We start from the raw sequence: 12,067 nt of genomic DNA, 5'->3' as shown, positions 1-12,067 counted from the left end.
TATGGTATCACAGATGGTGATAAAGATTCCATATGGGAGCTGGCTGCTTTGTATAAATATAATGTTAATATAAAAGAAATACGCTCCGTCCTCTGTCGCAAAAACATAATGCGGCTGCACCCATGTATGCGATATACATGGATGCAGCCGCAGCTTATCACAATATTTTTTATTCCATTATTCCCAAAATACCGACATGAGCTCCCTGACAGCCCTCTCACTGTCCACCTCCACCGCAAAACGCACGTATTCCGCCTGGAACGGGTGCTCCCTCAGATCCGTCACAATCATTCCCCTGCAATAGGAGCCGCCGCACTCCACCCTGGCCTTCCTGCTCTCGGTACGGACCAGGCTGGGCGTCACGGCGCACATAACAGCCAGGGGATCATGGAGAGGACAGTCACCCATGCAGTAGTTCTGGGTCTGGTTTCCCCTAAGATAATGGACCATGGCCTGCCTCATATAATCCACTGCCGGACGGCAGGCCGGCTTGCAGCAGCCCGACAGCCAGTCCAGATGCTCCATTTTAAGCCTTGTCCTCATGGTGACATCCAGTCCCACTACCGTGATATCCATACCGGAGGTAAACACCTGGTCGCAGGCCTGGGGATCGCAGGCCACATTGGCCTCGGCCACAGGAGATACATTTCCGCGCATGGTCAGGGTACCGCCCATCATCACAAGGCCCTTTACCTTATGCACAAAACCGGGATATTCCCTAATGGTGCGGGCTATATTGGTCAGAGGGCCAAGGGTGATGACCATAAGCTCTCCCCCATACTGCTCAGCCAGATCCATGTGGAACCGGCTCACGTCCACGTCTCTTGTACTGCGGCGGCTGGGAGGTAATTCCACATTGCCCAGCCCGTTTTTGCCGTGTATAAAGGCAACCCGGCCGTCCCATTCCCGGCAGGATGGCTTCTCCGCCCCCACTGCCACCGGTATATCGGGCGCTCCTGCCAGGTCCAGTATCTTCATGGTATTCTCCGCTGCCAGCCATGCCTCTACATTGCCGCACACCGCAGATATGCCCACTATCTCTATCTCAGGATTAAAAAGCGCGTATAATAGGGCGATGGAATCATCCACACCTGTATCCACATCCAGTAAAACCTTCATCTGCCTCTCCTCTTTCATTATGTCATGCGGTATATCCCGGCGCCAGTATCCTGTCTGCTGTCCCGGCTTTCTCTGCCGCCTCTGCTGCCTCAGCCGCCAGTTCCAGGGCGCACCGGATCATGCTGTCCAGGCTCTGCTCCCGTTCCTCGTTGGTAAGAGCCCTGTCATGGTGGATGCTGCTCCCCACAGTCACCATGCTGAGCGCTCTCCTGCCTGCTCTTGCCGCTGTGCAGTAGAGGGACAATGTCTCCATTTCCTGGACCAGAACCCCCATTTTTTCCCACTGTCCTTTTTCTCCCTGACAGTCCTCATAGAACACATCCGAACTGTATACATTCCCTGCCCGGAAGGGGGTATGGCTGTTTCTGGCATGGGCCGCAGCGGCCTCCAGAAGGCCGAAATCCGCTATGGGTGCAAAGGTTCCCGGCAGATGGTACTGGGAGGGAAAGTTAGAGTTGGTGCAGCAGCCCATGGCCAGCACCAAATCCCCCACCTCCACATTGCGGTGAATCGCGCCCGCGGTCCCCACCCGGATGATTGTGTCCACATCATAATTGTGATAGAGCTCGTACGCATAGATACCCATAGAGGGAATGCCCATGCCGCTGCCCTGGACCGATAGTTTCTTACCCTTATAATATCCTGTATATCCATTCATGCCCCTTACCCGGTTGTAGCAGAATACGTCGGTCAGATAGGTCTCTGCAATGTATTTTGCGCGCAAAGGGTCACCCGGCATCAGGACAACCTTGCCAATCTGTCCTGGTCCCGCTTCATTATGGAATGTTTTCATATTTGATTACTCCGATTTCTTTATTATATTCCTGTCATTCTTTCTTCGTATGCTCAGCTCATGCTGCTCGGAACCAAAAAACAGCTTTTGGGACAGGACAGGCGTATCATACTCGGAATAGAGCACCTCCTCCAGAATCAGGATTGGGTCTCCCTCCTGCATGTTCAGTATATTTGCCAGACGCTCCCTGGCCTGTCCCAGCCGGATTTTGGCATCGCTGTACAGGCCGCCTTCGGACAGCAGCCCGGTATAATACTGGTAAACGGTATCTGGATTCTCCAGGTCCACATCGCTGTTGTCAAGTACCTCATGAGGCATATACACCATGGCAAAGCCGGCCGGCATATCACCGCAGTAGTAGGTTATGTCAATGACCGCCACCACGCTGGAGGGCCGCAGCTTAAGCACCTGCTGGTGCTTTTGGGTGGCCGGCTGGAACCCTATGGCGGTCACCACCTTATCAATGGGCCTGCTGCAGAAATCCACAATGGGATTTCCCACCTTCTCCAGCCCGCTTTTGCTCATATCCTGGTTGGAAAGCACAATGTTGCCCTTTCCCTGATGGTTTATGATTAAACCATCCTCCTGAAGAAGCAGCATGGCCTGCCGCAATGTGCCTCTGCTGACTGCAAGCTGTTCTGCCAGGATGTTCTCTCCAGGCAGCTTATCCCCAGCCTTATACTTTCCCTCTTTCAGCCATTGGCTGATGGTCTCATAGGCAGTCACATACAACGGTATCTTTACATTCTTTTCATTTATCACATTGTCCTTCACAGGTCTGCTTGCTCCTTTCGCGCGCCCGGCGGGCAGTCCTCACTATAGCTCACTATAGATTAGTATAGAACTAATCCACCAATTTGCCAAGTGCCTCCGGACCTTTCACCCTCTTTCCCACAAACAGCAGTACCAGCAGCGTCACCCCATAGGGCAGCATCTGGACAAACTGGGACGGGACAGACGCATCCGTCAGATAGAATCTGGCTGCCTGGGCCACCGCAAATATCATTCCGGCTCCCATGGAGCCCAGGGGCTGCCATCCGCCGAAAATGTTGGCTGCCAGTCCCATAAAGCCCCTGCCTGCCGTCATATCCGCCACAAACAGGTTGTTCTGGGAAATGGACAGGTAGGAACCTGCCAGCCCTGCAATGCTTCCTGCGGCTATCATGGCAATGTAACGGTAACGGTTCACCTGCACACCGGCAGTCTGAACCGCGTAGGGCTGGTCTCCAATGGCCCGGTACCTGAGTCCGAACTTGGTCTTATAAAACACAATCCACACCGCAGCCACAATAAGGAACATAGCGTAGAGATAGGGGGACTGGTCTTTAAACAAGGCCCCGATAACCGGAATACCGGAAAGGCCGGGTATGGTCAGATTGGAAATGGAGGGAACGGATTCCGACATTCCTTCTGTCTGCCAGATTGCCTTTAACATTACGGCCGTGATACCGCTGGCAAAAAGATTGATGCCCACACCTACCACTGACTGGTGGGCCTTCCATTTCAGACAGAAAAGGGCATAAAACCAGCCAATCATACCGCCCAGGACCACGGACAGAAGCACCCCGGCCATGGCTGATCCGGCTGCATAGGAACCGGCTGCCCCGGCAAACGCGCCGATGAGCATGATTCCCTCCACACCCAGGAGGATGATGCCCCCGCGCTCAGCGATGGTGCCGCACAGGGCCCCCAATATAATGGGCACTGAAAGCTGAAGGGTAAGTCCGATAAAATTATTAATCATATCCATATGTCATCCTCTCTTTCTGCTCCACTTAATCAGTTCCGGAGCCGCTACCAGGAGTATCACCAGACTCTGTATTACCGTCACCATGTTGGTGCTTACCATGGTCTCGCGGCTCATTCGCAGCGACCCCATATCCATGATTCCGAAAAGCAATGCGGTCAAAAGCACACCGGCCGGATGATTCCTTCCCAATATGGCCACGGCGATTCCCGTAAAGCCGAAGGATGGGGAAAAACCCTCTATAAAGCGGTGGTATTTTCCAAACACCTCTGTAATGCCCGCAAGGGCCGCGATTCCTCCGCTGATGGTCATGGACATAATCAGAAACATGTTGACACGGATTCCGGCTGTTCCGGAGGCAGAGGGATTGGCTCCCACTGCCCTCAGCTGGTATCCCACCGATGTCTTCCACAGGAATATGTACATGGCTGCCGCCACAAAGAGCAGCAGGAACAGTGCATAGGTGAGCTGGGTCCTGGGCACCAGCTTTCCGAACCAGATTCCCTCGGCTATAAGCTCAGTCTGGGCCGTGGAACCCTCTGTCTTAAAGGGCCCATTTACCAGATAGGATGTAAAAAGAGTACAGATATAGTTCAGCATAATGGCCACGATTACTTCATTGGTGCTGAATCTGGCCTTAAAAATGCCGGGAACGCTGCCCACAAGCATGCCCGCCGCGATTCCGGCCAGGATACTGATTACAAGCAGCAGGGGAGCAGGGAGCGCGCTAAAGTAAAGGGCGGTGATGACACTGGCCATGGCTCCTGCGTGAAGCTGGCCCTCTGCACCGATATTCAACATACCGCACCTGGAACCCATGGCCACGGCCAGGCCTGTAAAGGCCAGCGGAATGCTCTTGCTGATTGTATTGGCCAGGGACTGCGGTGTGCCCAGAGCTCCCTGAATCAGGGAACCGTAGGCTTTAACAGGGGATTCCCCTGCCAGGAGGATAAAAAGGGCTCCTATCAGAAGCGCAAGCCCTATGGATGCCAGGGATTTGCCTATTTCCGCTGTGTGCCTGCCGCCACGGATTTTTCCAACGGTCCGGGCTTTCTCACCTGTCCGGTCACCTCCGTCTGCCTGGGCGTTCTTATTGCTGTTCCATTTCATGAGCCCGCACCTCCTGTTTTTTTCCTGCCATGAACAGTCCGATTTCTTCCTTTGTATACTCCCCGTTGTCAAACTGGGCGCTGACCTCTCCCTCGTAGAATACAGCGATGCGGTCGCTCAGGTTCATGACCTCTGAAAGCTCTGCCGATATAAGCAGGATTGCCTTTCCCTGCTCCTTTAACTGAAGAAGTGTCTTATGCACCCTCTCAATGGCTCCGATATCCAGACCTCTCACAGGCTGGGCCACCACCACCAGCCCGGGATCATGGCTGATTTCCCTTCCCAGTATCACCTTCTGCTGGTTGCCGCCTGAAAGCTGTCCTATCTCCTGGTCCACACCGGCCACCTTGATTTCAAACTCCTCTACCTGTTTCTCTGCATCCTGTCTCAGCCTCTCATAATCAATGAAACCCTTCCTGCAATACTCCGGTGTTTCCTGATAGCCCAGCAGGAAATTCTCTGTAATGGAAAAGCTGGAAATCATGGCATTCTTATGGCGGTCCGATGGGATGTATCCCAGGCCCATGGCCTTCCTGTCCTTGACAGCCATGTTCTGGACCGGAATTCCATTTATAAAAATTTCGCCTTCCCTGACCCTGCGGTTTCCCACGATCATTTCCTCCAGCTCCTGCTGCCCGTTGCCATCCACCCCGGCAATGCCCAGGATTTCTCCGGCACGGACCTTCAGGCTGACGGTTTCCCCGGCCCTCTCATGAAGGCGCACACCTTTCAGCTCCAGAACGGCCTGGCCGGTTTTCTGTCCCCTCTTTGCCACGATGTTCTCCACCTGCCTGCCCACCATCTGGGTGGCCAGCTCCCTCTCATTGGTGGAGCTGGTGTCGCACCGGAACACCACCTTCCCCTTCCTGATGACTGTAATGCGGTCAGACAGGGACATGGTCTCATTCAGCTTATGGGTGATGAATATGATGGTCTTGCCGTTTTCCTTTAGCTGGCGCAGAATCTTAAACAGCTCGTCCACCTCCTGGGGCGTGAGAACCGCGGTGGGCTCATCCAGGATAATGATGTCCGCTCCGCGGTACAGGGTCTTAAGTATCTCCACCCTCTGCTTCATGCCCACGGACAGGTTCACCACCTTCTCCTGAAGGTCAATCCTGAATCCGAACCGTTCCACCAGCTCCTCCACCTTTTTCCGGCTTTCCTTCCGGTTGAGGAACAATCCTCCGGATTCCTTTCCCAAAATAATGTTTTCAAGAACCGTCAGCTGATTCACCAGCATAAAATGCTGATGAACCATTCCGATTCCCAGGGCATAGGCATCGTTGGGATTGGCTATGGCGGCCTTTTTTTCATTGATGAATATCTCTCCCGCATCCGGATGGTACAGCCCGAAGAGAATATTCATCAGAGTGCTCTTACCAGTTCCGTTCTCACCCAGGAGGCAGTGGATTTCCTGCTGTCCCACGATGAGATCAATCCCGTCATTGGCGCGTACCGGCCCAAAACATTTGACGATTCCAATCATTCTGATTGCGTCCATATCTTCCTCCTCTATTTATCCGGCCTATCTTAATTAAGCTCAGAGGGAACCTGAATCTCTCCTGATATAATTTTCTGCTTCAGCTCGTCCAGTCTGGCCAGGATATCATCGGAAACCTTGATATTGCTTCCCTCCACCGTCACATCCACGCCTCCGTCGCTAAGGCCCAGCATCTGGTTCTCCCCTGTATAGGTATCCTCCACAATGCTGGCAATGGCGTGGTATGCGCAGGAATCCAGCTTTTTAAGCATACTGGCCATAATATAGTCCGGAGCGATGCTGTTCTGGTTTAAGTTCACGCCGATGGCAGCAAAGCCTTTTTCCTCGGCGGCCTGGAACATGCCCATTCCCGAAGCACCCGCTGCATGGAAGATTACGTCGGCTCCCTTTTCCACAAAGGTGTTGGCAATGGTCTTGGCAGTGGTGGGGTCATTGAAGCCGCCCGCGTAATCTACAAGCACCTTCATTTCCGGTTCAATATACTCAGCCCCTGCCTTGTAACCTGCTGCGAAGCGGTTGATAAGGGGATTATCCACACCGCCGATGAATCCGATGGTCTTTCCGTCTCCCAGCTTGTCATCTGTCTTTTCCTGCTTTGCAAGGGCTGCCAGGGCGCCTGCCAGAAACGCTCCCTCCTGCTCCTTACAGGAATAGGAGGCTACATTGGGAAGATCAGAGGTGGCATCCAAGAGGGCAAACCGCTGTTCCGGATATGTGGAAGCCACATTGGTCAGGGCATCCACCTGTTCTGCCCCCACGCAGATAATTAAATCATAGTCCCCGGACGCAGCCATCTCATCCTGGATGATTTCCTCATCTGACACGGACTTTGGCTCCACCTCATCGTAAGTGATTCCGTAATCAGCGGCAGCCTTTTTAACACCCTCCAGGGCCAGGTCGTTAAAGGAATTGCCTCCCAGTCCCGCCTCTGTGAAAATGATTCCTATGTGTGCTCCTCCCCCGGAACCAGTTCCGGTCCCATCTGCTGCTTCCCGGGAAGTCTGCCCGCTCCCTGCGTCTGGCTTCGGTGCAGACGAACCGCATCCCATCACTGCACTGCCTGCAATGCCAACTGCCGCACATAATGCTGCCCACTGTCTGATTCTTTTCTTCATCATGTTCCCCTCCATTTTATACCTGTTTTGTTTTAGTATATATATGTTGCTTAACTTGTTTAACAAGTTATCTAAAATGTAGCATGATTTATTATATTTGTAAATCCCAATTTTACATTCACCCATAGAATCGTTAAATCTTGCTAAATACAGGCAAACTTTTCTGTGCAATTTTACATCTGTATTCCCTTAAATTTACAATATATTGGAATGATTGAGATACCCGGATCACAGCCTGGCCAAAAGGACAAAAAAAGCCGGATGGTTTTCATTATCTGAAAGCCATCCGGCTCCGGCCTGTAACGATACTCAGGATTCCCATATGGGAAGCAGGCCCTATATTCTGTGCGCCACCGCTTTTATTCCACTAAAAAAACAAGTACCGATTCAGATTTCTCCTCCTCGATACCTGTTTTTTGTTTTTCTGCTCTCTTTACTCTGTTCTTTTGGATTTCCTTTACTTATACGGTCTGTTTATTTTCACCTTTCATTATCAAGTACATTTTAATGATACTTTCTCGTCATATCATTATAAATGTTCCCGTTCCTTGATCATCTACTCAGTATTTGAAAATATAACGGGACTCGTATTGTATCAGTTTCCTTTTGAACATTTCATCAGGCAGATTCCTTATTCTCTGTTTTCTATAATAATCATTTGATTATATGGAAAACGAAAAATCACTTTCCGGTGGTCTGTACCTCCTTTTTTAGATTTCGTTCTTTTTGATAGTTTTAGTATACTCAAAAGGAGGTCATTTGTCAATACTTTTTTATTAATATCTAAATTTTAATAGTCTTTTTCGTATATATTGTATAAATTTTCAGTTTTTTCACGACAATCAGACAAATCTGCACACTACCTTTTTGCAGCAGCAGCTTCCTATTCTCCCACTACCATTATTCTCCTACTACCCTGTATGTCTCCTCCACAATGCGCTCCATGGCGTTGAGTATGTTCTCATAGCCGGTACAACGGCAGAGATGCCCGGATATCAGCTTTTTCAGCTCCTCCCGGTTGTACTTCTTTCCTGTGCCTACAATCTCCACGGCCGACATAATAAGACCGGGGGTGCAGAATCCGCACTGCACGGCCGCCTCTTCTATGAAGGCTTTCTGGATGGGGCTCAGCTCGCCGTTGGGACCCTTTAAGCCCTCCACGGTCATGATACTTTTGCCGTCCGCCCACATGGACAGATAGATGCAGGAATCAATGGCCTCTCCATTTACAAGGACCGTACAGGCCCCGCACTCCCCAACCTCGCAACCCTTTTTTACGGATGTGAAGCCCAGGCGGCGAAGGGTATCCAGAAGAGATTCCCTGTCATCCACAGCAGTCTCCTGTTCCTTTCCGTTAATTTTCAGCTTGATTACTTTAAGCATCTGCCTTACCTCCTGCCAGTGTGATGGATGTTTTAAGAGCGCGCCTGGCCAGCTCCCCGATGAGCTGCAGGCGGAATTCCCGGCTGGCCCTCCAGGATGTGCGGGGATTTACCTGGGACAGGGCTTTATCTGCAAACAGGTCATATATGGTCGCATCTGACACCTGTTTCCCGCGAAGGGCTTCTTCCGCCTCGTAACAGCGCACCGGAGTGGGGGCCGCCACGCCGTAAGCCAGACGTACGTCTTCCAGCACTGTTTTATCAGGCGACAGCTTTACCCTCACCGCACATCCCAGTGTTGCAATTTCCATGGCCCTGCGTTTTCCGTATTTAATATAATGGCCTTCCCATCCCTCATAGTTTTCCCTGGTAATCTTAAATGCCGTACAGACCTCATTCTGCTTCCTGACCGTACGTCCGGGACCTGTATAGAATTCTGTAACCGGCACTTCCCGTACTCCCTCCGGCCCTTTTAACACCACTGTAGCATTCAGGGCGCACATGGTGGAGGCAGAGTCCGCAGAGGTGGCCCCATTGCAGATATTCCCTCCGATGGTGGCCGTATTTCTCACCTGAGGTCCTCCCACCTGGTCCACTGCCTCCCCCAGCATGCTGAGGTGTTTCTTTATAATGGGGTCATTGGTTATATGGGAAAAGGAAGTTGCAGGCCGGATGATGATGGTCCCGTCCTCCTCCAGGCTGACGCCTTTTAACTCCGGGATATTGTGGATGGATACCAGGCCCCTGCCTGCATCCTTTCCCTCCCTGACGCGTATGAGCACATCCGTCCCCCCGCTGATGACCTGGGACTGAGGGTCCGCGGTGAGGGCGGCAATGGCGTCCTCCACCGAATCTGCTTCGTAAAATGACTTTATATCAAACATGATGACTCTCCTTTATACTTACCTGACCTGCTGTTTTACATCAGCCATTACAGCTCTATATCAAACCCTTTGCCTGAAATGCCTCTATGAGCCTCTGTGGCGTCATGGGTATGGTATCCATGGCAACGCCTGTGGCATGGAGCACTGCATTGCGCAGGGCCGGCGCCACCGGGATGGCCGGCGGTTCTCCCAGGGACTTATTTCCGTAAGGGCCGGTGGGGTCCTCAAGCTGGATAAACTTCACATGAAGGTCCGGCGTATCCATGGCTGTGGGAATCTTATAATCCAGCAGATTATCATTGAGAGGCCTGCCGGCGTCATTATATAAGAATTCCTCGGACAGGCCGTATCCCAGGCCCATGGACATGCCGCCGTGCACCTGCGCCTCTGCCAGCTCAGGGTTGATCAGTATTCCGGAGTCATGGACATTTACAATGTCCTTTACCGTCACCTGTCCCAGGGGCATATCCACTTCCACCTCCACAAAACAGCAGCCGGAGGAAAATGAATTGTCCCTGCATTGGTTGGTGACCTCCGCAGTGATGTGCTCAGAGCGCTCCAGGGAGTAAAAGGCGGTAAGAGCCAGGGTTTCCATGTCAAGAAGCTCTTTTCCCGTGGCCTTCTCCACAATGTGATCGTGAGCCACGTCCATCTCTTCTGCCGGGCGGCCTCCCAGCATAAACCCGGCATAATCCAGAATCCTGGCCTTCAGCTGCTGCGCGCATTTCTTGACAGCCATACCGGTCACATAGGTCTGGCGGGATGCATACGCCCCTGTGTCAAATGGGGCTGTATCTGTGTCCTGTGTGGATACAATATACACTTTTTCCAGGGAAATGCCGGTTGTCTCAGCTGCCATCTGGCTGAATGCAGTGTCAGCACCCTGTCCTATTTCCGTGGCTCCCAGCTGAAGCTGCATGGAGCCGTCCTGATTCAGTATCATCCTGGCGGAGGCAGTCTCCAGTGAAATGGGATATACCCCTGTCTTATAACAGAAGATAGCCATTCCCACTCCCCTTCTCACGGGGCCTGTCTGGTTGGCATAAGCCCTGCGCTTCTCCTCCCATCCAATGTACTTCGCCCCTTCCTCCATACACTTTTTAAGGCCGTAGGAATGGAAGGTAATGCCGTTGGCAGGGTCCACGAATCCCTCTCCCATGCAGTTTTCCATGCGGAAAGCCAGGGGGTCTGCGCCGATTGCCCGGCACACATCGTCCGTAAGGCATTCCGATAAAAAGGCTGCCTGGGGAATACCGTATCCCCTCATGGCTCCCGCAGTGGCAGTGGAGGTCCATACCGTGTAGCAGTCAATCTCAGCCCCCAGCCGGTCCTGGTAAATATCCTTGAATACATTGCCGCAGTTGGCGCAGATGGCGTGGCCGTGGGACGCATAACCGCCGTTGTTGGCATAGGCTTCCAGCTTCCTGGCAAGCATTTTTCCGTCTTTTGTGGCCAGGGCCCTGCATTTCCCGTCAATGGCATGGCGGGTCCTGGTGCCGTAAATGGTTTCCTCCCTGCTGATTTCCAGGCGGACCGGACGCCCTCCCACCACTGTGGTCAGATAGGCATTTAAGGGCTCATAGAGCACATCCTGTTTGTTGCCGAAGCCGCCGCCGATGTAGGGCTTGATGACCCTTATCTTTCCAACCGGCAGTCCCAATGCCTGGGAAATGACGCGGCGCACAATATGGGGAATCTGCGTGGAGGACGTAACTGTTATCTTGCCCCCCGGCTCCTGATAAGCCCAGGATACCGGCAGTTCAATATGGCAGTGGGAAATACGCGGGGTGTGGTACTCCCGTTCCAGGACCACCAGATTCTCCTTTCCGTACTTCTCCTCAGCCTCCCTGAGCCCTTCCTCAAAGGTAAAATCCTCTGGCCCCATGGTGAGATGGGAATGGACAATTACATTGTCCTTTCTCAGATCAGGGTGGAGAGGCGTGGCATCCTCTGCCATGGCCTGTTCCACTGTGACCATTGGTTTGTATTCCTCATATTCCACCTTTATGAGTCGGGCCGCCTGCTGGCAGGCCACATCATCCGAGGCAATAACGGCAGCAATGTCATCCCCATAGAGCCTGACGCGCCGGTTCAGAAGCTTTCTGTCCCCGATATCCTGGTGGGCGGCCTCCACACTCCACGGATGACCGGCTGTGGGAAACTGGTAATCCGGCACATCAAAACAGGTGACGATTTTCACAACGCCCGGCACCTTAAGGGCGTCCTCAAGGTCAAACCTCTTAACAAGCCCATTGGCAATGGTGGAATGGACCACCCTGGCGCACAGGCAGTCCCTTGGTTCCAGATCCGATGTGTACTTTGCCTCTCCTGTGACTTTTGCGTAAGCGTCAACACGGGTAACGCCTTTACCTACTATATTATTCATGATAAATCCGTCCTCTTTTCCATTTTCCTG

Annotated in this window: 10 protein-coding genes; all 10 read right to left on the bottom strand. The window is 52.5% G+C overall.

The features are described from left to right. Positions 1–177: 177 nt before the first annotated feature. The 10 genes from LI015_RS18030 to xdhA all read right to left on the bottom strand — a co-directional run bounded on the left by LI015_RS18030 (position 178) and on the right by xdhA (position 12,037). The gene (locus tag LI015_RS18030) at positions 178–1,119 is read right to left on the bottom strand and encodes a nucleoside hydrolase (RefSeq protein ID WP_117626773.1); all 942 of its coding nucleotides are present in this window, start codon (positions 1,117–1,119) and stop codon (positions 178–180) included. Between the two features lie 22 nt (positions 1,120–1,141). Further along, positions 1,142–1,912 carry a purine-nucleoside phosphorylase gene (gene deoD, locus LI015_RS18025; RefSeq protein WP_227125925.1) on the bottom strand — a complete coding sequence of 257 codons (771 nt, stop codon included), beginning with the start codon at positions 1,910–1,912 and terminating at the stop codon, positions 1,142–1,144. Positions 1,913–1,918: 6 nt separating this feature from the next. Beyond that, a complete protein-coding gene (locus tag LI015_RS18020) occupies positions 1,919–2,686 on the bottom strand; it encodes a GntR family transcriptional regulator (protein ID WP_227125923.1) in 768 nt (255 codons plus the stop codon). Between the two features lie 70 nt (positions 2,687–2,756). Then, positions 2,757–3,662, bottom strand: coding sequence for an ABC transporter permease (locus LI015_RS18015; RefSeq protein ID WP_002566759.1), 906 nt, complete (start codon positions 3,660–3,662; stop codon positions 2,757–2,759). A gap of 3 nt (positions 3,663–3,665) precedes the next feature. Next, positions 3,666–4,769: an ABC transporter permease gene (locus tag LI015_RS18010; protein ID WP_002572848.1), complete on the bottom strand. Its 1,104-nt coding sequence runs from the start codon at positions 4,767–4,769 to the stop codon at positions 3,666–3,668. Beyond that, complete coding sequence (locus tag LI015_RS18005; protein WP_227125921.1) at positions 4,750–6,270, bottom strand: ABC transporter ATP-binding protein; 1,521 nt, start codon at positions 6,268–6,270, stop codon at positions 4,750–4,752. Before LI015_RS18005 ends, LI015_RS18010 begins: the two co-directional genes overlap by 20 nt. Positions 6,271–6,299: 29 nt before the next feature. After that, positions 6,300–7,388: a BMP family lipoprotein gene (locus LI015_RS18000; RefSeq protein WP_002572850.1), complete on the bottom strand. Its 1,089-nt coding sequence runs from the start codon at positions 7,386–7,388 to the stop codon at positions 6,300–6,302. A gap of 897 nt (positions 7,389–8,285) precedes the next feature. Next, on the bottom strand, positions 8,286–8,768 hold the full coding sequence (gene xdhC, locus LI015_RS17995) for a xanthine dehydrogenase subunit XdhC (RefSeq protein WP_002572851.1): 483 nt from the start codon (positions 8,766–8,768) through the stop codon (positions 8,286–8,288). After that, entirely contained in the window at positions 8,761–9,651 is an 891-nt protein-coding gene (gene xdhB / locus LI015_RS17990) for a xanthine dehydrogenase subunit XdhB (protein WP_002566764.1), read from the bottom strand. Before xdhB ends, xdhC begins: the two co-directional genes overlap by 8 nt. Before the next feature lie 55 nt (positions 9,652–9,706). Then, complete coding sequence (gene xdhA / locus LI015_RS17985) at positions 9,707–12,037, bottom strand: xanthine dehydrogenase subunit XdhA (protein ID WP_117626805.1); 2,331 nt, start codon at positions 12,035–12,037, stop codon at positions 9,707–9,709. Positions 12,038–12,067: the final 30 nt, after the last annotated feature.

The sequence above is a fragment of the Enterocloster sp. 210928-DFI.2.20 genome, from assembly GCF_020554465.1.
GTDB classification, from domain to species: Bacteria; Bacillota; Clostridia; order Lachnospirales; family Lachnospiraceae; genus Enterocloster; species Enterocloster bolteae.
This window is presented reverse-complemented; position numbering and strand designations above follow the sequence as displayed.

Coding starts and splice junctions, on each gene's coding strand:
- LI015_RS18030 (WP_117626773.1), bottom strand. CDS start 1,119: ATGAAGGTTTTACTGGATGTGGATACAGGTGTGGATGATTCCATCGCC.
- deoD (WP_227125925.1), bottom strand. CDS start 1,912: ATGAAAACATTCCATAATGAAGCGGGACCAGGACAGATTGGCAAGGTT.
- LI015_RS18015 (WP_002566759.1), bottom strand. CDS start 3,662: ATGGATATGATTAATAATTTTATCGGACTTACCCTTCAGCTTTCAGTG.
- LI015_RS18010 (WP_002572848.1), bottom strand. CDS start 4,769: ATGAAATGGAACAGCAATAAGAACGCCCAGGCAGACGGAGGTGACCGG.
- LI015_RS18005 (WP_227125921.1), bottom strand. CDS start 6,270: ATGGACGCAATCAGAATGATTGGAATCGTCAAATGTTTTGGGCCGGTA.
- LI015_RS18000 (WP_002572850.1), bottom strand. CDS start 7,388: ATGATGAAGAAAAGAATCAGACAGTGGGCAGCATTATGTGCGGCAGTT.
- xdhC (WP_002572851.1), bottom strand. CDS start 8,768: ATGCTTAAAGTAATCAAGCTGAAAATTAACGGAAAGGAACAGGAGACT.
- xdhB (WP_002566764.1), bottom strand. CDS start 9,651: ATGTTTGATATAAAGTCATTTTACGAAGCAGATTCGGTGGAGGACGCC.
- xdhA (WP_117626805.1), bottom strand. CDS start 12,037: ATGAATAATATAGTAGGTAAAGGCGTTACCCGTGTTGACGCTTACGCA.